Genomic DNA, 23,092 nt, shown 5'->3' on the forward strand with positions numbered 1-23,092 from the left:
CGGCCACGCGGCGTTACATCGGGCGGTAGGTGATGTGCTGCGGCACCGGGCCGATCCGCAGGAAGCAGGGCGCGAGTTGGTCCTCGCCCGGGAGGCGGACCCCGGCGTGCAGCTCCCAGGCGTCGAGCTGTTCGTCGTGGCAGCCGGCCGCGGTGGCGGCAGCGACCGACGCCACCTGATCGGCGCTCGGCGCATGCCCTTCGCGATCCAGCAGGGTGAGCGGCCACTGCGGCATGGTCGCCGCCGGCCAGGCGAGCGGGTCCTGGACGGCGGCCTCCGCCGCGTCGGTCAGGAACAGCATCGGCGGGTGGAAGACCAGCTCGGTCCCGGCGGCGTCCCGGACCCGGTCGCCGGGCCGCAGCCACGGATACGCCCGATGGTGCAGCACGACCTGGACCGGGTTGAGGTAGACCTCGACCGGGTTGGTGTATCGCCCGTAGCCCCCGAGCGGCGCGACGCCGGCCGGCAGCACCGACATCATCGGCTGCGGCAGCGGCCGCCGTTTCGAGCTGAACACGAACGCCTCGACGAGGTAGACCACCTGCGGGGCGATCCCGACCCGGCAGCTGTCATCGTCGCTCAGCGCCGCCGCCGGCGGTTCGAGGGTGTACGGGTTCCACGTGCCCGGCCCCTCCTCGGCCGGCAGATACCAGCCTTCGCCGGGATGCCACGGCACGGCCAGGCCGGTGCCGTAGTCGTCGGCCTGCAACACGGTCGCGTCGACGAATCCGCACGACAGCTCCACCACGTCACCGGTCCGCCACGGCGTGCGGCCCTGACCGTCCGGGACGAACTCCCGCTCGTCCGCCTCGACGAGCGTCCTACGCTGCTGCGGGGACACCGGCAGCGCCACGCCCCCGTGACCCGCGTGCCGCCGGCGCGGGACGACCCGGGGCGGCAACGCCCCGGCCCCGCGCACCTTGCCCAGCGCCGCCAACCGCTCGACGAGCCCGGTCAGGTCCGTGGCATCGCCCCGGAGGAAACCGACCGCGTCCGCCCAGGAACCGCCGCGCATCGCATCGACGGTCCGCTGCTGGGCGTCGATCTCCGCCGCCGCCCAACGCGCCGGGTCGACGTCGACGCTTTCGAAGACCTCGTCCGCGGCCCATCCCGCGCTGAGTGACAACTCGTCCGCATCGGCCTGACCGGCACGCAGGGCGGCGCGCAGGGTCCTCATCGCGGCGTCGAGGAACTGCGGGGTCGCCATCACGTCCGGGTCGCGCTGCACGACCCGCAGCTGGGCGAGCAGCGGCTCGCACGCCGCACCGGCCGGCGGCCCCTGCGGGTCGAGCAGCACCGCGACCGCGTCCCGCCAGGTCCACCGCTCATACCTGGTGCCGAACGCCTCGACCAACGGCGCCACCCGATACACGCACCCCGCCGCGAACGCCACGTGCTGCCATGGCAACAGACCCCGCAGCATTTCCTCGGTCGCCATCGATACCCCTTTGAGCGTCTCCACGAACCCCGATGCAGTGCCGCCGGACAGTGAGCGGCACCTCAACCCCCAAGAGCTTCCTACGCCAATAACTGGAGGTCAGGAGCGGGCCGAGAGACACTACAAGAAGCGACCACCTTGTCCTCTTTCGAGCAGATTTGGGGGGAGGCTACCACCGATGAACTGGCCGACGGCCAGCCGGGTGAGCGCCGGCATTGCTGAACCTGCGGTCGACGACGAGGTAGAGCAGTACGTGCCCGATGCGGAGCACCTGGTCGCGGAGGCCGCCGTTCTGGCGGCAGCTCGGGACGCCGATCCCGAGCTGGTCGGACACTACTGGCGCCTCGTGCCCGACGAGGAGCTCGCCGGTTGCCAGGTGGCATGCATGGTCGAGGCCACGCGGTCGCACCTGGAGCTGGCCCAGCAGCGGGTGCCCGGCGAGTTGAAGCTGCGTCTGGGCACGAGTGCGGTCGGTGGCACATCGGTTGAGATCGTCACCGACGACATGCCGTTCCTCGTCGACTCGGTCACCAGTGCCCTGTCGTCCCGCAACATCGACGTCAACATGCTGGTGCACCCGCTCGTCGTCGTGCGGCGGGCGCCGCTGGGTGCGTTGGAGCGGGTCCGGGCCGGCCTCGAGCCCGCGGACGCCGAGCCCGGCGACATCGTGGAGAGCTGGATCCGCATCGAGCTCGACCGGATCCGTGCCGAGGACGATCTCGAGGAGCTGCGAAACGACCTGGCCCGGGTGCTCGATGACGTGCGTGCGGCGGTCGAGGACTGGCCCAGGATGCGCATGCGGGCGCTCGCGCTGGCCGACGAGCTCGGCGGTGCGCAGCTGCCGGTGCCGCACAAGGACGTCACCGACTCCGTCGAGCTGCTGCGCTGGCTGGTGGACGACCACTTCACGTTCCTCGGCTACCGGGAATACCGGCTGGTCAAGAGCGACGACGGTGCGGAGCTGATCCAGGCGGTGCTGGGCTCGGGCCTGGGTATCCTGCGGGCCGACCAGACCAGTCCGCGGATGCTGAGCTCGATGACCGCCGAGGCCTACGCCAAGGCGCTGGAGAAGCGTCTGCTCATCGTCACCAAGGCCAACTCGCGGGCCACCGTGCACCGCTCGGCCTACCTGGACTACATCGGGTTCAAGCTGTTCGACGCCGACGGCGAGGTGGTCGGGGAACGGCGGTTCCTCGGGCTGTTCTCGACGGCCGCCTACCGGACCAGCGTCCGTGACCTGCCGGTCGTCAAGCGCAAGGTCGCCGAGGTGCTGGAGCGCTCGGGGCTGTCGCCGCGCAGCCACTCCGGCAAGGAGCTCCTGGAGACCCTCGAAACCTATCCGCGCGACGAGCTGTTCCAGATCACCACCGACGAGCTCTTCGGAGTCGTCATGGGTGTCCTGCGCCTGGCCGGCCGCCGGCAGCTGCGGCTGTTCCTGCGCCGCGACGCCTACGGCCGCTTCATCTCCTGCCTCGTCTACCTGCCCCGGGACCGCTTCACCACCGCCAACCGGCTGCGCATCCAGCAGATCCTCCTCGCCGAGCTCAACGGCGTCGGCATCGACTACACCACCCGGGTCGGCGAGTGGAAGTTCGCCCGGGTGCACTTCATCGTGCGGACCGAGCCCGGCAACCCGCCCGGCGACATCAACGTCCCCCGTCTCACCGAGCGGCTCTCCGACGCCACCCGGCTGTGGGATGACGACTTCCGGCTGATGCTGGCTCGCAAGATCGTGGAGGAGCACCAGGCCAAGGCGCTCTACCAGCGGTATGGCGGCGCGCTGTCGGACACGTACAAGAACGACCACACGCCGAACGAGGCGGTGCAGGACCTCGCCAAGCTGGAGCTGCTCAACGTGCCGGGCCAGCTCGTGATCCACGTCTACCTGCGCCGCCGGGCGGAAAGCGACATCCGCTTCAAGGTGTTCCGCTACCGCGAGCCGATGACCCTCTCCGCCGTGCTGCCGGTGCTGCACTCGTTCGGCGTGCGGGTGACCGACGAGCGGCCCTACGAGATCGTCCGCTCCGACGGCACCATCTACCTCTACGACTTCGGGCTGCAGCTGCCCGCCGACGCGCGGGCGATCACCGAGGTGCGCCCCCACCTGGAGAACGCGTTCTCCACCACCTGGCACGGTGAGGCCGAGGTCGACGGGTTCAACGCCCTGGCGCTGAAGGCCGGCCTCACCTGGCGCGAGGTCGTCGTCCTGCGGGCCTACGCGAAGTACCTGCGCCAGGCCGGCACGGTGTTCTCGCAGGACTACATGGAGACCACGCTCCTGCAGTACCCGGCGATCGCCTCGAAGCTCGTGGACCTGTTCACGGCCCGCTTCGACCTGCGGCTGCGGTTGTCCGAGACGGCGCGGTCGGAGTGGTCGAAGGAGATGGCCGCGGCGATCAACGAGGACCTCGACACGGTGACCAGCCTCGACCAGGACCACATCCTGCGCTCCTTCCTGCACGTCATCCAGGCCACCCTGCGCACCTCGTTCTTCCAGCGCGGCGAGCAGGGGCGCCCCAAGTCGTACACGGCGTTCAAGCTCGACCCGCAGTCGATCCCCGACCTGCCGGCGCCGCGGCCGAAGTTCGAGATCTTCGTCTACTCGCCGCGGTTCGAGGGTGTGCACCTGCGCTTCGGCGCGGTGGCGCGGGGTGGGCTGCGCTGGTCCGACCGGCGCGAGGACTTCCGGACCGAGATCCTCGGCCTGGTCAAGGCGCAGGTGGTCAAGAACGCGGTCATCGTGCCGACCGGCGCCAAGGGCGGGTTCGTCCTCAAGGAGAAGCCGGGCGACCGGGACGAGGCTTCCGAGTGCTACCGGCTGTTCATCTCGGCCCTGCTCGACGTGACCGACAACCTCGACGGTGGCAAGGTGGTCGCGCCGCCCGGCGTGGTCCGCCACGACCCCGACGACCCGTATCTCGTCGTCGCCGCCGACAAGGGCACCGCGACGTTCTCCGACGTCGCCAACGAGATCTCGGTGCGGTACGGGTTCTGGCTCGGTGACGCGTTCGCGTCCGGTGGCTCGGCGGGCTATGACCACAAGAAGATGGGCATCACCGCGCGGGGTGCCTGGGAGTCGGTCAAGCGGCACTTCCGCGAGCTCGGCGTCGACACCCAGCAGACCGAGTTCACGGTGGTCGGGGTCGGTGACATGTCCGGAGACGTGTTCGGCAACGGGATGCTGCTCTCGCGGCACATCCGGCTCGTGGCCGGGTTCGACCACCGGCACATCTTCGTCGACCCGGAACCCGACGCCGCGACGTCGTTCGAGGAGCGGGCCCGGCTCTTCGCGCTGCCCCGGTCCTCGTGGGACGACTACGACCGGTCGATCATCTCCGCTGGCGGCGGCGTCTACCCGCGGACGGCGAAGTCGATCCCGATCTCCGCGGAGGCGAGGGACGCGCTCGGCATCCCGGCGGCGGTCACCGCACTGACGCCCAACGAGCTGATGCACGCGATCCTCGCCGCCCCCGTCGACCTGTTCTGGAACGGCGGCATCGGCACCTACGTCAAGGCCACCAGCGAGTCGCACACCGACGTCGGCGACAAGGCCAACGACCACATCCGGGTCAACGGGCGGGAGCTGCGCGCCAAGGTCGTCGGCGAGGGCGGCAACCTCGGCCTGACCCAGCGCGGCCGGATCGAGTTCGCGCTCCGCGGCGGCCACATCGCCACCGACTTCATCGACAACTCCGCCGGCGTCGACTGCTCCGACCACGAGGTCAACATCAAGATCCTGCTCGACCGCGCGATCGTCGACGGCGCGCTCGACCCGGAGGACCGCGACGCGCTGCTCGCCGGGATGACCGACGAGGTCGGCGAGCTGGTCCTGAAGGACAACTACGACCAGGCCACCGCGCTCGGCCACGCCCGCGCCCAGTCCCGGTCGCTGCTGCCGGTGCACAAGCGGCTCATCGCCGACCTGGAGCGCCGTGGCCAGCTCGACCGGGCCCTCGAGGGCCTGCCGACCGACGAGGAGCTCGACGCGCGGGCCGCGGCCGACGTCGGGCTGACCTCGCCGGAGTTCGCCGTCCTGCTGTCCTACGTGAAGATCGTCCTCGAGCACGAGATCCTCGACTCCCACCTCCCCGACGAGGACTGGACCACCGACGTGCTCATCGACTACTTCCCGACCCCGCTGCGGGAGCGGTTCGTGGCGGCCATGGCCGAGCACCCGCTCCGCCGCGAGATCGTCACCACGCAGTTGGTCAACGAGGCCGTCGACCGCAGCGACCCGTCGTTCTTCCACCGCGCCGCCGAGGAGACCGGGGCCGGCGCCGCCGACATCCTCCGGGCGTCGGTGGTGACCCGGGACGTGTACGGGCTGGGCGAGCTCCGCCGCGCCGTCGAGGCACTCGACAACCAGGTCCCGACGGAGGCGCAGACGGCTGTCAACCTGGAGACCCGCCGGCTCCTCGACCGGGCGGTCCGCTGGCTGGTCTCCAACCGGCGCCTGCCGATCGACGTCCCCGGCGAGATCGCCCGCCTGCGACCCGGTGTCTCGCGCCTGCTGCCGCAGCTGGAGACGCTGTTCCGCGGCCGGGAGCGCGAGGCGCTGCACACCCACGCGGCCGCGCTGCGCGGGCTGGGCCTGCCGGCAGACATCGCCGACACGACAACCCGGATCATGTACGGCTTCGGTCTCCTCGACATCGTCGAGGTCGCCTCGCAGACCGGCCGGGACGTCAACGAGGTCGCCACGGTCTACTACGTGCTGTCGGAACGGTACCGGGTCGACGACCTGCTGTCGAAGATCTCCCGCCTGCCGCGCGAGGACCGCTGGCAGACGCTCGCCCGCATGGCGCTGCGCTACGACCTGTACGCCGCGCTGGCCGCCCTGACGGCGGAGGTCCTCAACGCGACCGCCCCCGACGACGCCGAGACCCGCGTCCACGAATGGGAGCAGAGCAACGCCGCGTTGATCGCCCGCACCCGCAACGCCATCGGCGAGTTCGCCGAGTCCCGGGGCGACCTGGCCGTCATCTCGGTGCTGCTCCGCCAGATCAGGACGCTGGTCCGCACCTCGGCCGCCTGACCCTCACGCCGAGGTCAGATGTTGAGGGCGGCCGCCGTGCCGATCTTCTGGGCGAACAGCGCCTTCACGATGAGGGCGGTCTCGTCGTACCCCAGGATCAGCACCGCCTCGGGGGCGTTGGTCCGCACGCGGGTGGCGATGGCGGTGAAGTCGACCATCGTGGTCGCGTAGGACACCAGGTTGATCGCGGACTCGGGCATGCCGGCCGCGACCAGGTTGGCCTTCACGTTGGTCTGCAGACCGAGACCGTAGGCGTCCTCGCGGGCCAGGATGGTCACGCTGTGCGGGCCGTGGCGCATGATCACGTCGGCGAGGGCGCGGGCCTGCAGGGTGTCGGCGGGTGCGGTGCGGAAGAACAGCCCGTTGTCGGCGACGGCGGCCAGCTCGTCCGATGTGGACGACGGGGAGATGAGAATCCGGCCGGTAGCGACGATCTTCGGGATGACCGCCTTCGTCACGCTCGACGACGACGCGCCGATGATGACCTGCACGCCCAGGCCGACGAACCGGTCCACCGTGGCGGCGGCGACCGTCGCGTCGGTGCCGTCGTCGCCGTCGACCCACTCGACCGGTTGCTCCAGCACGCCACCGGCGGCGTTGACATCGGCGACGGCGAGCCTGGCCGCGGCGAAGCGGGGCGGGCTGCGATAGGCGAGCCGTCCGGTGTGCGGCATGAGGCCGCCGACCTTGAGCGGCGCGGGCTTCTTCCTGCCGCTGCCGGAAGGGTACGAGGGGAACGGCGGCCCGGCCGCGGTCGAGGCGAGCGACTCGTCGCCGGCGCCGATGTACTCCGTCAGGTTGTCGTTGATCGTGTTGTCCCGGCCGAAGTGCAGCGCCCCGTACGAGGCGGACGACGGCTCGCCGGTGTCGTTGAGTCCGCTGCGGCGCATCGAGACACCACGGTACGCGAAGTCCTTACCCGCCTTGGCCAGCGCCAGACAGGCCGCGGCAGTGTCGCAGACCGTGCCGGACGTCGACGCGCCCACGATGTACTTCGCGACCTGCGCCGGCTCGGTGGTGCGCGCCGACTCGGCCGCGAGTGCCGCCAGGATGACCGCGTCGTACGCTTCGGCAGCGTACCCATAGTCCACGAGCGCCGGATTGATCCCCCGCAGCCGCGCCTTGAACGACTCCGGCAACGCGAGCAGCGGCGCGGTCCCCGTCATCCCGTTCAACACGCCGGGCGCGTCGGCGAGCTTGTCCCTGAGCGAGTTCGTCATGTTCGCGTCGGACCCGTACAGCCGCACCACGAGCGGCTTGTGCGAATCCGCACCGTCACCCGCTTGCGTGCCACAGCCGGTGACGAGGGCCACCACCCCGATCAATGCCCCGACCATCGAGGTTCTGCGTCCCACGACACCTGCCTTTCACCCCTCGAACCAGACTCGCCAGAGGCTAAGCACCCCGCCGCCACCTGGCCAGCAGCCACCAGGAACATTGAGGAAACCTTGCGGAGATCCTCCGCCGCGAATCCCCTGTCGCGGATGACAACCGGTGAGCGCAAGGTTGCGTCCTTCACTGCGATGTTGTCGTCGGTACGGCGTGGAGGGTTGATGGACGATTCCGCAGAGGACGCGTTCCGGGCGTTTGTGACGGCGCGGTCGCCCGCGCTGCTGCGCAGCGCGTACCTGCTGGTCGGCGACCGCAGCAAGGCCGAGGATCTGCTGCAGGTCACGCTCCTCAAGGCGTTCCAGAAATGGCGGCGCATCAAGGACCCGGCCGCGGCCGAGGGCTACGTGCGGCGCGCGATGGTGAACACCGCGACGTCGTGGTGGCGCAGCCGGCCCTACCGGGAGCGACCGGTCGACACGCTGCCCGAGCGCAGCGGCTCGGACGAGATCGCGGCGCGCATCGAGCAGGACGCGATGTGGCAGCACCTGCGGGGCCTGCCGGCCAAGCAGCGCGCGGTGCTGGTGCTGCGCTACTACGAGGGCATGACCGAGACGGAGATCGCCGACGCGCTGAACATCTCGCGGGGCACCGTGAAGAGCCACACCTCCAGAGCGCTCGGCTCGCTCCGCCGGCAATTCCAGGACGAGGACGCACAACAGGAAACGGTGACGCTGTGATGGACCGACTGGACGAACGACTCAGCAGCACGTTGGAGCAGCGGGCCGGTTCGATCGCCGAGCCGCTGCCGTACCTCGCCGACGACATCGTCCGGATGGGGCGCCGGGCGGCCCGCCGACGCGCCTGGATGGCGGCGGCCGGCGGCGTCACGGCACTGGTGCTGGCCGGCGTCCCGATCGTGCTCAGCGTGGCGCCGGGCCAGGCGGACCAGCCGGCCGTCGGATCCACCGCCGAATCCACCGCCGGCCCCGCGCCGGTCGTACCCACCAACTGCGCGGTCGAACGGCTCGCGCTGCCGGCGGGCGGCGCGCGGACGCTGGTGATGGCGATGGCGCCGACCGGACGGTACGTCGTGGGCCGGACCGCGCACCCGGACAGCACGTCGGACTTCGACCTGCTGATCTGGGACCGGGGCGCGTTGCACCGGGTCGACCTGCCGGGCGAGCAGCAGATACCCACCGACGTCAACGCCGGCGGCGTCGTGGTCGGCTCCGGCAACGGCCAGGCGTGGCTGTACGGCGGCGGCGCAGCCGTGCCGCTGCCGGGCAAGCGATCCTCGGCGGCCGCGATCAGCGACGGCGGCGTCATCGTCGGCTCGGACGACGGGCTGCCGGTGCTCTGGCGTTCGGCGTCGGGCGCGCCGGCGGCCCTCCCGCTGCCCGAAGGGACCTGGGAAGGGCAGGCCACCGACATCACCGCCGACGGCAGGACGATCGTCGGCACGATCCGGGATACGAAGACCAACACCAGCCACGCGTACGTCTGGTCCACCGACGGCACGCGCCGGGAACTGCCGCTGCCGGTCACCGACGGCGTCCCCGCCGCCGGGGCGCACGCCGCGGGGATCACCGGCGACTGGGTGAGCGGCGCCGCCGAGACGCAGCACACGAGCGTGGTGGCACGGTGGAACCTGCGCACCGGCGAGGTGCAGACCCTGCCGGACGCGCACGGCGCGGGCGGGGAGATCAGCGCCGACGGCTGGATGGTCGCCAGCGACCGGTTCGGCAACGGGACCCTGCTGCTCAGCCGGCAGGCGACGCTGAGACTGCCGGGCCTGCCCGACCACGACGACGCCCGGATCGCCGACGTACCCAAGTCGATCAGCCAGGACGGTCTGCTCATCGCCGGCAACGCGGCGTCCGCCGCGGCCAAGGACACGCTCCCGGTGCTGTGGCGCTGCACATAGCCGGACGGTCCCGGAGGGGGTACGGCTCGAGCCGTACCCCCTCCTCCGGTGGTCGTGGCGGTCAGGCGGTGGCGCTGACCAGGTCGAGCGCGCGCACGTCGTCCGCCGATACGGGGGCGCCCGGGGCGACGAACCGCTCGACGCGGGGCGGGCCGGCCGCGAGGGACGCCGCACGGTCCTGCAGCGACTTCTCCCAGGTGGTGTTGCGGTCGTGGATGTGGCGTTGGTGCTCGTCCCAGGACAGCAGCGCGTAGGTCTCCACGAACTCCCCTGCCGTGCCCAGCGGACGCGACAGGCGCCAGCCGTTCCCTCCGGTCCGTTGCCGGGAGCGACCCACGTCGTGCATCGCCGCGACGAACGCGTCCTCGTCCGCCTCGGCCACCTGGTACTTGCACACCACGAGGACCGGACCGGCGTCCGGGTGGGGCTCGACCTCCACCGCGGGGTGCTCGGGGTACATCGCCGCCGGGTGGTGGCTCATCCGGGTCGTGTCGTGCAGCGGCCGGTGCCACGCCGCCCAGACGCCGGCCGCCAGGCAGCCGGCAGCCGCCACGAACGTCCACCGGGTGCCGATCTGGCTGCTGCAGAAGCCCCAGGCGAGAGCGCCGACGCCCTGGCCACCGAAGATGACGACCTGATATACGGCGAGTCCGCGGGCCCGGACCCAGGCCGGCAACACGTTCTGGACCTCGGCGTTGACGTGGGCGAGCGCGACCACCCACGCGATGCCGGCCGGGACCAGCGCGGCCGCGGCCACGATCGGCTGCTGCACGCTCGCGAGCACGAGGATCACGCACACATACGTGGCGCCGGCCGCCAGCGCGATGCGCCGGCCGCACAGCGCGGCACGCAGCCGTGGCTGGACCAGCGCGCCGAGGATGGCCCCGACGCCCAGTGCGGCGAGCAGGATGCCGTACCCGACCACGCTCAGGTGCAGGTGCCGGCTCGCGAACATCGGCAGCAGTGCCCACAGGGCCGACGCCGGCAGCAGGAAGAGCAGCGCATGCAGCATGATCCGCTGTACGACCGGCGCGTGCCGCACGTATCGGGCGCCGGCGCGCAGGCCGGAGGCGAACCGCTCAGGGCGGTGCGTGGCGGGCCGGTGGGCCGGGCGGAGCCGGAGCATGACCACGATGAACATCGCGACCGCCAGGCCGTCGGCCGCGAACACCGAGGCCGGTCCCATCCGCGGGATGAGCAGCCCGGCGATGGCGGGGCCGACCGCTCGTGCCACGTTCATGCTGATGGACCCGAGCGCCGCCGCCTGCGTCAGCTGCGAGCCCGGGACCAGGTCCGGGGTGAGCGCGCCGAGTGCCGGCACGCTCAACGCCACGCTGATGCCCAGGGCGAACTGCATCGCCAGCAGCACCCCGGGATGCACGGCGCCGTCGAGGGTCACCATCGTGAGCCCCGCGCAGATCGCCATCGTGCACAACTGCACCCCGATGATCAGCCGCCGGCGGTCGAGGATGTCCGCCATGACGCCGGCCGGCACGGCCACCAGCAGCATCGGCAGCATGCCCGCGGCCTGCTGCAGGGCGATCAGCACATCAGCCTGCGGCGCGCCGACGACGAGCCACTGCGCGCCGACCGCCTGCATCCAGTTGCCGATGTTGACGGCAAGGGTCATCAGCCACACCGCACGGAACGCGCCAGAACGCAACGGCGCCCAGGCGGACGACGCCGAGCCCGATGCTTCCGATGCCGCGGTCTGCACACCCACGATGAAAAGGCCTCCACAACACGCCGGGATCAGGACAACGGGCTCAAGTGTTCGGATCCGGGAGGCCGTGACCATCGCCGCTACCATCCGTCATCCGGGCCCGCCAGCCGGGCGTCGCCATACCAGCCAGCCGGTAGTCGCCCGTCACCCTCCGCCCGGAGGGTGACGGGCGAGCCTTGTGACGCACGCGTGACCGTCCCGGTCGCCAACCGAACGACATGGCGCTGGGCCGCCCGGTTGACGGCCGGGCGGCCCTCACGGACTACACGACGGCGACGCAGGCGCCGATCTCCGACGTCGAGGCGTAGGTGGCCGCGGCCGGCATCTCGGTCGCGGTGGCCATGACCACGGTGCCGGCCGGGGTGGCGACGGGCGGCACGGTCGCCGCGACGACGTTGCCGTTGGCGTTGGTGACGACCGTGACGGCGCCGAGGAAGGTCTCCGCCGGGCTGATGCCGCCCGCACCGCAGGCCGCGGCGGCGAAGAACTCGACCCGGAACATGGTCATCGGCGTGCTGTTCAGGCGCCAGTTGATGGCGGTGCCGGCCGCGACGGGCGCGGCGGCCGTGATGATCGGGTAGTTCTGCAGGTTGTTGGCGCCGGCGTCCGGGTCCTGGAAGTCGTTGGGCACGACCGCCGGCGGCGCCAGCGCCAGGTCGAGGTTGATGCCGAGGCCGACGTTGCCGTAGTTGAGGTTGCCGAGGATGTCGTTGTCGAGCGCGCCGGCGCTCAGCGCGATCCCGGCGAGGCCGTTGAAGGCGATCCGGTTCGGCGGGACGAGCGGGTCGACCGAGCCGATGTGGTTGGTGTCGGCATCCGTGATCAGGATGCCGTTGAGGGCGTTGGACAGGGTGATCGTGCCGGCGGGGTCGGTGCCGATCGCGTTGGCCCGGATCACGGTCTCGTCGGTGGCCGCGTCGAGCTCGATGCCGTTGGCGCCGTTGGTGCCGATCACGTTCGCCGACTCCGGGTTGTCACCGCCGATGATCGTCCGGTCGGCGCTGACCGTGATGCCGTTGCCGGTGTTGGGCATCGGCACGAGCGTTCCGGCGATACCCACGGCCGTGCCGATGCGGTTGCCCTTGATGTCCTGGTCGTTGCCGTCGACCCGGACGCCGTCGCCGTCGTTGCCGGAGATGGTGTTGCCGCCGCCCGCGTCGTCGGTGCCCAGGAAGTTGACGGTGCTGCTGCGCAGCCAGACGCCGTCGTCGCCGTTGCCGATGTCCACCGGGCCCATCGGTCCGGGCGCGACGCCGATGAGGTTGCCGACGATCTGGTTGGACCCGGCGATCCCGTCCACCTCGACGCCCACGCCGGTGTTGCCGGACACGACGTTGGCGGTGCCGGTGAGGAAGCCGCCGATCTCATTGGAGTTGCTGCTCACCTCGATGCCGCTGTCGTTGGCGAGGGCCGCGGTGGCGGTCGCGTTGACGCCGATCAGGTTGCCGCGGACGATCGTGAAGTCGGCGCCGTTGTCGATGTCGACGCCGATGCCGGGGTTGCCGGAGATGACGTTGCCGCCGCCGGCCTGGTCACTGCCGATCGTGTTGTTGGCACCGTTGACCAGGATGCCGCCGCTGCCGTTGCCGAGCGCGTTCGCGCCGGTCGCGTCGCTGCCGATACGGTTGCCGAGCACCTTGGTGCCGGTGCCCTGCAGTTCGACGCCGAACAGCCGGTTGCCGGAGATGAGGTTGCGGTCGGCCGGGAGTTCGCCGCCGATCTGGTTGTCGGCGCCGAGGACGATCACGCCGGAGTCGTTGTTCTGCAGGGCGACCGCGCCGGCGTTGCCCGTGCCGATGTAGTTGCCGCGGATGAGGTTGTGATCGCCGCGCACGCAGATGCCGGCGCCGCCGCAGTCGCCGCCGGCCCCGGCGACGCTGTTGATGACGATCCCGGACACGGCGCTGTTGTCGGCGGCGATGGTCAGGCCGGTGGTCATGAAGGTTCCGTTGATGACCACGGTGAGCGTGGCCGGGGTGGTCGCGGTCGCCGGGGACGCACCCGGTTCGGTGTAGCCGGCGATGATCAGCGGATCGGTGATCGTCGGCAGGTCGCTCTGCGGGACGATCACCCGCGGCCCGGCGCCGGGCAGGGCGAACACGATCGAGTCGAGTCCGGGGCTGCCGTTGGCCATGTCGATGGCGTCCCGCAGCGACCCGGCCCCGGCGTCGTTGACGTTCGTGACGACATAGATCGCGAAGGCGCTCGCCGGAGGTGCGGGCACCCCGAGGCCGGCGCAGGTGAACACCAGGGCGGTGACCGCCGCCCGGCGGATGGTCGATCGGTTCAAGGCCGTTTCCTTTCGCCACGCCGGCCGAACGGTTCGGCCGGTCGAGTCGTGGCTCAGGGTGTCGGCCGGGCCTGCCGCACACCTTGCAGAAACCTTCGGAGCATTTGTCCGCTGATTGACACCCGTCCCTTCGTCGTTAGTATCGAAACACATGTTGCGATAACGCTGTCGACAGGAAACACAGGACGCCATGGGAAAACGGCCGAACGACGCCGGCGGGCGACCGGTGACCGATCCGCGAGCGATGCGCGCCCTGGCCCATCCGCTCCGGCTGGAGCTGCTCGACCAGTTGGCGGTGGCCGGCACCCTCACCGCGGCACAGGCCAGCGTCCGCGTCGGCGAGACACCGGCGAACTGCTCGTTCCACCTGCGACTGCTGGCCCGGTACGGGTTCGTCGAGCAGGCCGAGGGCGGCCGCGGACGGGAACGGCCATGGCGACGCGTGCCCGGCGGTATCGGTACGCCCGCGACGCACGACGACGAAACGACGGCCGACGCCGCACGCGCGTTGACCGACGTGATGGTGGAGCGGCACCTCGACACCGTGCGGCGCTACCGCGCCGACGTCCAGCCCGGACTGCCGCCGGAGTGGCTCGACCTCAGCGGCCACACCAACGTCATCACACACCTGACCCTGCAGGAAGCACGAGAGCTCCACGACGACATGATCGCGGTGCTGACCCGATATCACGACCGCAGCACCGACCCGTCACGCCGCCCGGCCGGCTCCCGCCCGGTGCGGTTCTTCGGGTACCTCATGCCGCTGCCACCCGACGGCGCTCAGGACCCGGCATGACCACATCCCGCGGCACCGAGACGGCACCCCCGCCCGGGCCAACACGACGGTGGTACGCCGGGCGCGACGCGAAACTGTTCCTCAGCGCCCAGATCACGTCGATGATCGGCGACTCGTCCCTGTGGCTGGCGATGGGGATCTGGGTGTTCGCACTCACCGGCAGCAGTTCGCGGGCCGCGATGTCGTGGATGTTCTTCATGCTCGGCGGGCTCACCGGCCCGATCTCGTCGATCCTCGCCGACCGGCTGCGGCTCCGCCGCGTCCTCATCGTCACCAACCTCGCCTGCGCCGCCAACGTCTGCGTGCTCCTCGCCGTCACCGGCGCGCACAACGCCTGGCTGGTGTACCCGGTCATGTTCGGCTACGGGTTCTCCTACGCGCTGCTCAACGCCGGCAACTCCGCCATGATCCGCACCGTGTTCGACGACCGGTCGCTGGCCGGCGCCAACGGACTCCTGGCCACCGCCAAACACGGCATGAACCTGGTCGCGCCGATGATCGGCGCCGGCCTGTACGCCCTCGTCGGAGCAAAGCCCGTGATCGTCGCCGACGCGGTGAGCTTCGTCATCGCAGCCGTCGCGCTGTCACTGATCCGCGCCCGACGACCCGACCCGATGGCCGGCACCGACGAGCGCCCGGGCGCCTGGCGCGCGCTCACCGCCGGCCTGCGCCACATCATGCAAACTCCGGCGCTGCGCCGCATCGTCCTCGCCGCCGCCACCGCCGTGTTCGGGCTCGGGCTGCTCGAACCCACCGAGTTCGCCCTCAACAGCGACGGCCTGCAGCGGCCACCCGCATTCGTGGGCGTGCTGTTCACATTGCAGGGCGCCGGCGCGGTGATCGGCGGGCTGTTCGCCGCCCGCGCGGTGCGCACCTTCGGCGAGACCCGCACCGCCGGCACCGGTCTGACCGCGGCGGCCGTCGGCACCGCACTGATGGCGGTGCCCCTGCTCCCCGTGGTGCTGACCGGGTTCGCGCTCTACGGCGCCGCACTGCCATGGTTCGTGGTGGCGCAGCAGACCAAGCTCCAACAAACGACCCCGCAACACCTGCAGGGCCGCGCCGCCGGCGCCATGAGCATGCTCACCAGAACCCCGCAGGTGGCAGGCATCGCCATCGGCTCGGCGGTGGTCGGCGCCACCGGCTATCTCCCGCTGCTGGTCTGCATCGCGCTACTGTCCGGCACCGCCGGCGCATGGCTGTTCGCATCACGCCGGCGGGCACCCTGACCACAACCGGCATCGCCGTCTCACTCACCGGCGGTAACCGCAACGACGTCAGTTGAATCATCCCCTGCGGATCAGGCAGTAAGCTCTTGAGCTGGGAACGCTTTCTGCATGGCGAAGATCCTGTTCGTGATGACCGGCGCGAGCTACTGGACGCTCAAGGACGGCACGCGGCACCCGACCGGGTACTGGGCCGAGGAGTTCGCGGCGCCGTACAGTGCGCTCGTCCGCGCCGGGCACGAGGTCGTGGTCGCCACGCCGGGCGGTGTGGTGCCGCACGTGGACGTGATGAGCCTGCGGCCCACGATGGCGGGCAGCGAGCAGATCGCCCTCGAGCTGGAGGGGATCCTGCGCTCCGCCGACGAGCTGCGCGCCCCCATCGACCTGGCGGACGCGCGCCTGGAGGACTACGACGCGGTCTACTACCCGGGCGGCCACGGGCCGATGGAGGACCTGTCGGTCGACGCCGCGTCCGGCCGGCTGCTGACCGAGGCCCTCGACTCGGGCAAGCCCCTGGCCGTCGTCTGTCACGCACCGGCGGCGATGCTCGCCACCAGGCACAAGGGCGTGTCGCCGTTCGTCGGGTACCGGGTCACGGCGTACACCAACGACGAGGAGAAGGCGGTCGGGCTGGCCGACAAGGCGCGGTGGCTCCTCGAGGACGAACTCGTCGACCTCGGCGTCGAGTTCAGCCGCGGCGAGATCTGGAAGCCCTACACGGTCGTCGACCGCAACCTGTACACCGGCCAGAACCCCGCCTCCGCCGGTCCCCTCGCCCAGCAGCTCCTCGCCGTGCTCAACTGACCCGGGACGCGCTCACCACTTTCGTCAATCCACGGCAGGCACCGGCGGCGCGACCGCATAGGTCCTGAGTCCCCGAATGTTCGAGCGCGGCAGTTGGATCGCCGAGATCAGGGTCAGGCCGCAGGTGCCGGCGACCAGCACGACGACGCGTTCGCGCTGAGTCCGACGATGGTGCCGCCGAATTGCAGCAGACCGCTGGCCAGCACCGGGCCGACGAACTTCGCCACGGCTTCGGAGGCCACCAGCCGGGAGTTCCCCCGGGCCAGCGCCGACCCTTGCAGCAGGGTCGGCACGTACGACTGATACGAGATGTCGAACACGACCGAGCACGCACCGGCGAACACCGCGACGACGAACAGCTGCGTCAGCGTCAGCCACCCGGCCGCGGCCGCCACCGGGAGCGATGCGAAGGCGACCACGCGCGCCACATCGCAGACGATCATGGTCGGCAGCAACCGCACCCGGTTCAACCACACGCCGACGAACAGCCCGAGCAGCGGATACGCGATGGTCGTCGCCGCGTTGAGGGCACCGACCTCGAGGCTCGACGCGTGCAGGGTCAGCAGCGCGACGGTCGGCAGGGTGAACAGCGACACGTGATCGCCGATCAGGCTGACCGACTGCCCGAACCACAAGGACCGGAAGTCCCGCGCACGCTCCCGGCTCACCCGAACAGCCCGGCCTCGGCGATGGTCGCGCTGCCTCACGTCGCGGGGAATGCTTGACGCAGCGCTTCGGCGAGCAGGTCCGCGCGTTCACGGATGGCGGTTCCTCGCGGCTCAATACCCCGATCTACCAAGTGCGTGGCGAGGATCCCCATGGATGACGCCAGTGCCGCGGGGTATCGGGGCGAGTATGCGTCGGCCAGCCAGAGGTGCAGCGACAGCCACAGGTCGTCCGGGCCCGAATCCATGACGGACCGCAGGCCCGCGCGGAGCCCGCGGGACTCGGTGATGTGGTCCGCGTGTCGGGGTGGTGGAGCCGCGCCTCTCCGCATGCGATGTTCCACGATGCTTCGCGAGATCTCGATGGCGTTGCTGAACGCCGCCGTCGCATCAGCGGGACAACCCAGCACCTGCAGCCGAGTGCCGACCTCCACCAGCTGACGGACGAGCCACCGCAGGTGGCGATGCGGGTCGACAGCGTCCGGATCCGGCGGCATGATCCGCATCGCTCCGGTGCCGAAGCGATTCGGCATGCGCTCGGCCAGGTGGACGTAGGCGACCGCCGCTTCCTGCATCGTGGCAGCGATGTCCGCCGGGTCGCCGTCCGCTGCGACGAGCTGGCTGATGAGCAGGAGCAGCTCGGCCTGCGCATGGTCGAAGGACGCTCGGTGGAGAAACGGTATGCGCTGGTAGGCGGCGACTGCCTCCCTCGCCGTGCTGAGCGCATCACCGGACCGGCCCAGCTTCACGAGTGTCCGTGCCAACCCCAGCAACGTTTCGAACAGTGGACGCGGGTACTTGTCCGGGTCGTCGGCGGCCAGGGCCCGGTAGATCTCCACCGACTCGGCGAAGGCACTCACCGCCGGGCCGTCCTGGTTGGCCGCAGCGCGCGCCGAGGCAAGGCTCGCGAGCGCATGCCCAAGTCCCGCGGCGTGCGGGCGGGCATCGGCCGCGACCAGTTCCCGGTACAGACCGACGGCTTCTTCCGCCTGCGGGAGGCATTGTTCGGACCGTTGTTGCCGGATGTCGATGATCACCAGATTTGACAGGCATCTGGCGAGCTCGTGCCGATACTCGCGCGGGTCGTCCCGCATCAGCTGCCGGTAGAGCCCCGCGGCCTCCTCCGTCGCGGCATACGCCTCCGTGTGCCGCCAGCCGGCGGACAACCTGGCGCCGAGATTGGACAGCGCCCTCGCCAGGTCGGGCCGGTACACGTCAGGCTCGGCGGCGACGAGACGTCGGTAGTCCTCGACCGCCTGCGCCGTCGGATGCACCGCGTCGGCGGGCCGGCCCGTCTGGTTGAGGGCGAGCCCCATGAGATCGTTCCAGACGGCCTTGACCGGCACGCTCGATGCGGGCGGCAGGCCGTCCCGCGCCCGCGTGACGGCCGCCAGGTAGGCCTGCGCCAGCACGGTCGTCGGGAAGGGGATCGCGTCGACGAGCCGGACGAAGTCCGCGGGTGCCGCCGTGATGCCGGCGGTGACCGAGGCCAGGATCTCCGGAAGACGTCCTCCCCGGGCACCGGCAACGGCTGCCGCGACCGAAAGCCCGGCGAAGTCGGCACGCAGCGCGGCCTTCATCGCGGTGCGTGCGATCGGGTGATGCTCGTCCGCTCTGGCGAGCACGAGCATGGCGCGGGCGGCATCGCGTTCCGGCAGGCCGGCCAGGTATGCCTTCGCGAGCCAGGGAGCGCCCCGGAAGACCTCGCACACCAGATGTTCGGCCAGCAGGTCAGGGGTCACGCCACCCCACCATCGGCCGTCGCCGACCGGCGGGTACAGCTGTCGCAGCCACCACGCGGCGTCCCGGCGCACATCCGCCGGTTCGGTCAGTTCCGGCACCCTGGCCAGCAGCTCCACGGCCTGATCCTCGGTTTCCGGCGCGACGAGCGAGGCGAAGGCGACGGCACGCAGCCAGCCCCGCACGGGCACGTCGCGCAAGCGTGCCGGCCGCGAACCGGCCCAGAGGCGTCCCTCGTGCAACAGGAGCTCGGAGAGCACCCGTTCGGCTCGCACCTCGGTGCGCTGCGGGTCACCGGGACCGGCTTGCCTGTCCCGTTCGCGCAGCACCACGAGCAGCGCCGCCGCGTGCAGGACGAGCACCGGCGCGGCGGCGTCGGAGCGCTGGACACTCCACTCCGCCGGCGCCGGCACCCGCAACGCTGTCGCGAAGTGGGAGACCGCCTGAGTGACCAGGTCGTCCGGCGAGAGATCGGGCGCGAGCGCGTGGGCGAGCCGTTGCGGCGCAACGCGTCGCACCAGCTCACTCGTGGGCAGGTGGGCACTGAACCGGAGCCGCTCCCACCACTCACCGACGTCGCGGGCCAGCAGCACCACCCGGCACTGTCGGCGCTGCTCTGCGGGGAGCCCGCCGACGTCCGCCAACAGACCGGCCAGCCCGGTTCGCGTTTCGGCATAGTCGACGATCAGCAGGACCGGACGGCTCGTCGCGGCCCGCACCGCTTTCAGCGCACCGTGCTCCTTGTCGGTCCCCACGGTGTGGGTGGACCAACCGGACGTCTTCATGCGCGCGGCGAGTTCGGCCGCCAACCTGGTCTTTCCGGTGCCGCCGGCCCCGACGACCAGCCGGACCGGATCCGCGGAACCGTCGGCGCACCACGCGACCAGGTCGTCGATCTCCCGGTCTCGTCCTGCGAAGGGAATGACGGCCCGTTCCGCGCGGAGCCAGCTCGTCGCGATGCCGAGGAACACGGGGTCCGCCACGGCGTCAGCGGCGTCGGCGAGCTCCTGCCGGCGCGCGCGTCGTTCCCGCTTGTCGTCGGCCCGTTTGTCGAGGCGTGCGACCACATCCGGTGCGAACGCCGCCACAGCCCCCAAACCACCGACGATCAGCGCTGAATACGCTCCGCCGACCGCCAGCCACCCGGCCGAAGCCACGATGAGGAATCCGAGTGCCAGGCGAATTCTCGCACCGATCACGATCCCTCCCCCTGCGGCGACGGCACGCCAAGAGTACCGGGGCCGTGCATCAGCGGGCGGCGGTCAGCGCGGCGCCGCCTCGGGCTCCACCGGCCGCGTGGGCACGGGGCGCCGCACGTGCTCGGCCGCGCCCGGCGGCAGGCGCAGCAGCGCCGCCGTGCTGAGCACCGCCACCACGGCCATGATCAGCAGCGCAAACCGGTAGCCGGCGGTGGCGTCGACGGCCCGGACGCACACGGCGGCCAGGGCCACGCCGAGGCCGTTGGCGAGCTGCGTGACCGTCGAGGACAGCGTGCTCGCGCCGTTCATCTGCTCGGCCGGGACGTCGGCGAACTGCAGCGTGTTGTACCCGGTGAAGCCCACCGACCGGAACACGCCGCTGAGCAGGAAGATCCCGGCAATGGCCCAGGCCGGGGTGGCCGGCGTGACCAGCGCGCAGGCGACCATCGTGGCGGCCAGCCCGGCCGAGGACGCGGCGATCAGCGGGCGGAACCCGAGCGCGCGCAGCAGCGGCGTCGTCACGGGTTTGATCGCGAAGTTGCCGACGAACACCCACATCACCATCAGCCCGGCCTCGACCGGGGTCCAGCCGAAGCCGTCCTGCAGCAGCAGCGGCAGCAGGAACGGCACCGAGGCCACCGCGGTGCGCTACGCGACGCCGCCGGTGCCGGACACCCGGAACGTGGGCCGGGCGAAGGCGCGCAGGTCCAGCATGGGCGTCGGGGCCCGGCGGGCGCGCCGCACTGCCCAGCCGAGCCCGGCGGCCGCGACCGCGAGCAGGCCGGCGGCGACCCACGCCCGCCGCGGGTCGGTGACGAGGTCGAGGCCGACCACCAGGCCGACGACGCCGGTCACCACCAGCAGCAGGGTCGGCACGTCCAGGCCGGACCGGCCGGTGGGCGTGGTGGCCGGGATGACCCGCCAGGCGACCGCGAGCAGGACCGCGCCGAGCGGCACGTTGACGAAGAAGATCCAGGGCCAGCCGGCGTACTGGGTGACGACGCCGCCGACGAACGGGGCGACCACGGGTGCCGCGAGCGCGGGCCAGGTCAGGTACGCCACGGCGCGGACGAGGTCGGTCTTGGCGGTGCCCGACAGCACGATGAACCGGCCGACGGGCACCATCATCGCGCCGGCCACGCCCTGGATGACCCGCCCGGCGACCAGCATCGCGAGGGACGAGCTCAGCCCGCACAGCACCGAGGCACCGACGAACCCGGCGACGGCGGTGAGGAAGACCCGGCGGCCACCGTACCGGTCGCTGAGCCATCCGCTCACCGGGATGAGCGCGGCGACGGTGACGAGATACGCGGTCAGCGCCACCCCGACGTCGCCGGGCCGCATCCCGAAGTCGTGGGCGATCGCGGGCAGTGCCGTGGCCAGGATGGTGGCGTCGGTCTGCTCGAGGAAGAACGCGGCCGCGACGGTCAACGCCACCGGCCGCGACCAACCGCCGGGCGCCTGGGTCACACCGACGATCATGCCAGGCGCGGCGGCTCACGACCCGACGCCGGACGGCGGCTGCACCGGCACGCCCCCGGGTGCGCTGTCCGTCTGCCAGAGGCGGATCGTCCGGTCCTCGCCGCCGGTCGCCAGCATGGTCCCGTCGGCGCTGTAGGCCACGCTCGTCACGGTGTCGGTGTGGCCGCGCAGCGTGGCGGTCAGCGCACCGGTGCGCGCGTCCAGGACCCGCACGTCGTTGCCGACGGCGGTGACCAGGTGACGGCCGTCGGGGCTGTACCGGACCACCTCGGCGTTGTAGGAAGCGTCGACGGTGGCGAGGGACTGCGCCGCCGTCCCGGAGTTCCAGAACCTGATGCCGCCCGTCGACCCGTCGGTGCCGACGGCGGCGATGGTCGTGCCGTCGGGGCTGTACGCGACGCTGGAGACGGTCGTCCAGCCGGTGGTGATGGTGCGCAGCGCGCCGCCGGTCGCGGCGTCCCACAGCCGGATCGTGCCGTCGCCGCTCGCCGTGGCGAGGGTCTTGCCGTCGGGGCTGAAGGCCAGGTCGTACACCACCTTCGTGTGGCCCTGCAGGACGACCTTCGTCTTGCCGGTGCGTGCCTCCCACAGCCGGGCGGTCGCGTCGAAGGAGCCGGTCGCGAGGGTGTTGCCGTCTGGGCTGAAGGCGACAGCGTGGATCCAGGCGGTGTGGCCGGTGAGCGTGGCGGCGTTGCGGCCACCGTCGGCGGTCCACAGCCGGGCGGACTGGTCGGCGTTGCCGCCGGTGGCGATCGTGACGCCGTTCGGGCTGACCGCGACGCAGTACCCGCCGCGACCGGACGTGAACGGGGTGCCGCTGGCACCGCTCGCGACGTCCCAGACCCGGGAGGTGCTGTCGTTGCTGCTGCTGACGAGTTTCGCGCCGGTGGGCAGGAAGGCCAGGCCGGTCACCTCGCCGGTGTGGCCGGTCAGCGTGCGGACGAACGCGGGGACGGCGCCGCCGGCGGATCCGGAGCCGATGCCGGTGGAGTCCTTGGTGCCGGCGGCGACCTCGACGGAGCCACCGGACGACGCGCTGCCGCTGCTCGAGGCCTGGCCGTTGTCGTCGTCGCTGTTGTACCAGATGAGCCCGGCCACCACCGCGGCGGCCAGGACGGCGGCCACAACGGTTGCGACCGCGCGACCCCGGCCGCGCCAGAGCGCTGCCACCACCGCACCGATGAGGAGCGCGGCTGCGGCGGCGAAGGCGCCCAGGGCCAACGTCACGAGCACGAAGACCAGCGCGGCGATGGCGCCCGCCATGATGCGCACCCGTCCCCGCCGCGCCCGCACCGGCACCACCGCAGCCGGCACCACCTCGGCCGGCACCACAACTGCCGGGACCACCGCGGCCGTGGTCGGGGCCGCCGCCACGGTCGGGGCCGCCGCCACGGTCGGGGCCGCCGCCACGGTCGGGGCCGCCGCCACGGTCGGGGCC

15 protein-coding genes are annotated in these 23,092 nt (G+C 71.6%); 6 read left to right on the plus strand and 9 right to left on the minus strand.

The genetic code is table 11. From position 1 onward, the window contains the following. Positions 1 to 13 precede the first annotated feature (13 nt). Positions 14 to 1,438: a hypothetical protein gene (locus Dsi01nite_RS30375; protein WP_203849732.1), complete on the minus strand. Its 1,425-nt coding sequence runs from the start codon at positions 1,436 to 1,438 to the stop codon at positions 14 to 16. Positions 1,439 to 1,616: 178 nt separating this feature from the next. On the opposite strand from Dsi01nite_RS30375, the gene Dsi01nite_RS30380 reads away from it, so the two are divergent. After that, positions 1,617 to 6,473, plus strand: coding sequence for an NAD-glutamate dehydrogenase (locus tag Dsi01nite_RS30380; RefSeq protein ID WP_203849733.1), 4,857 nt, complete (start codon positions 1,617 to 1,619; stop codon positions 6,471 to 6,473). A gap of 14 nt (positions 6,474 to 6,487) precedes the next feature. Here the strand turns inward: Dsi01nite_RS30380 and Dsi01nite_RS30385 are convergent, their stop codons facing one another. Next, positions 6,488 to 7,828, minus strand: a complete 1,341-nt coding sequence (locus Dsi01nite_RS30385; protein WP_203849734.1) for an ABC transporter substrate-binding protein — start codon at positions 7,826 to 7,828, stop codon at positions 6,488 to 6,490. A 198-nt stretch (positions 7,829 to 8,026) separates the two neighbouring features. Between Dsi01nite_RS30385 and Dsi01nite_RS30390 the strand changes: the two genes are divergently transcribed. After that, entirely contained in the window at positions 8,027 to 8,542 is a 516-nt protein-coding gene (locus tag Dsi01nite_RS30390) for a SigE family RNA polymerase sigma factor (RefSeq protein ID WP_203849735.1), read from the plus strand. Next, a complete protein-coding gene (locus Dsi01nite_RS30395) occupies positions 8,542 to 9,729 on the plus strand; it encodes a hypothetical protein (protein WP_203849736.1) in 1,188 nt (395 codons plus the stop codon). The genes Dsi01nite_RS30390 and Dsi01nite_RS30395 overlap by 1 nt, the downstream gene beginning before the upstream one ends. A gap of 61 nt (positions 9,730 to 9,790) precedes the next feature. Here Dsi01nite_RS30395 and Dsi01nite_RS30400 read toward each other — a convergent pair whose 3' ends face one another. Together Dsi01nite_RS30400 and Dsi01nite_RS30405 are read right to left on the minus strand one after the other, a co-directional pair. After that, on the minus strand, positions 9,791 to 11,539 hold the full coding sequence (locus Dsi01nite_RS30400) for an MFS transporter (protein ID WP_373318871.1): 1,749 nt from the start codon (positions 11,537 to 11,539) through the stop codon (positions 9,791 to 9,793). Positions 11,540 to 11,714: 175 nt separating this feature from the next. Beyond that, the gene (locus Dsi01nite_RS30405; protein WP_203849738.1) at positions 11,715 to 13,742 is read right to left on the minus strand and encodes an autotransporter outer membrane beta-barrel domain-containing protein; all 2,028 of its coding nucleotides are present in this window, start codon (positions 13,740 to 13,742) and stop codon (positions 11,715 to 11,717) included. Positions 13,743 to 13,968: 226 nt separating this feature from the next. Between Dsi01nite_RS30405 and Dsi01nite_RS30410 the strand changes: the two genes are divergently transcribed. The 3 genes from Dsi01nite_RS30410 to Dsi01nite_RS30420 all read left to right on the plus strand — a co-directional run bounded on the left by Dsi01nite_RS30410 (position 13,969) and on the right by Dsi01nite_RS30420 (position 16,568). Beyond that, a complete protein-coding gene (locus tag Dsi01nite_RS30410) occupies positions 13,969 to 14,538 on the plus strand; it encodes a winged helix-turn-helix domain-containing protein (protein WP_203849739.1) in 570 nt (189 codons plus the stop codon). Continuing rightward, positions 14,535 to 15,767, plus strand: coding sequence for an MFS transporter (locus tag Dsi01nite_RS30415; protein WP_203849740.1), 1,233 nt, complete (start codon positions 14,535 to 14,537; stop codon positions 15,765 to 15,767). The genes Dsi01nite_RS30410 and Dsi01nite_RS30415 overlap by 4 nt, the downstream gene beginning before the upstream one ends. Positions 15,768 to 15,875: 108 nt before the next feature. Further along, a complete protein-coding gene (locus Dsi01nite_RS30420; protein ID WP_203849741.1) occupies positions 15,876 to 16,568 on the plus strand; it encodes a type 1 glutamine amidotransferase domain-containing protein in 693 nt (230 codons plus the stop codon). 113 nt (positions 16,569 to 16,681) lie between these two features. Here the strand turns inward: Dsi01nite_RS30420 and Dsi01nite_RS30425 are convergent, their stop codons facing one another. The 5 genes from Dsi01nite_RS30425 to Dsi01nite_RS30445 form a co-directional block, all read right to left on the minus strand. Next, the gene (locus tag Dsi01nite_RS30425) at positions 16,682 to 17,236 is read right to left on the minus strand and encodes an MFS transporter (RefSeq protein WP_203849742.1); all 555 of its coding nucleotides are present in this window, start codon (positions 17,234 to 17,236) and stop codon (positions 16,682 to 16,684) included. Positions 17,237 to 17,271: 35 nt separating this feature from the next. Further along, positions 17,272 to 20,172, minus strand: coding sequence for an ATP-binding protein (locus Dsi01nite_RS30430; protein WP_203849743.1), 2,901 nt, complete (start codon positions 20,170 to 20,172; stop codon positions 17,272 to 17,274). Positions 20,173 to 20,235: 63 nt separating this feature from the next. Continuing rightward, on the minus strand, positions 20,236 to 20,802 hold the full coding sequence (locus tag Dsi01nite_RS30435; RefSeq protein WP_203849744.1) for an MFS transporter: 567 nt from the start codon (positions 20,800 to 20,802) through the stop codon (positions 20,236 to 20,238). A gap of 18 nt (positions 20,803 to 20,820) precedes the next feature. Further along, complete coding sequence (locus Dsi01nite_RS30440) at positions 20,821 to 21,642, minus strand: MFS transporter (protein WP_203849745.1); 822 nt, start codon at positions 21,640 to 21,642, stop codon at positions 20,821 to 20,823. A gap of 27 nt (positions 21,643 to 21,669) precedes the next feature. Then, positions 21,670 to 22,917 (minus strand): WD40 repeat domain-containing protein, encoded by a 1,248-nt coding sequence (locus Dsi01nite_RS30445; RefSeq protein WP_203849746.1) that lies wholly within the window; start codon positions 22,915 to 22,917, stop codon positions 21,670 to 21,672. Positions 22,918 to 23,092 lie beyond the last annotated feature (175 nt).

This window comes from Dactylosporangium siamense (assembly GCF_016862795.1).
Classification (GTDB): domain Bacteria; phylum Actinomycetota; class Actinomycetes; order Mycobacteriales; family Micromonosporaceae; genus Dactylosporangium; species Dactylosporangium siamense.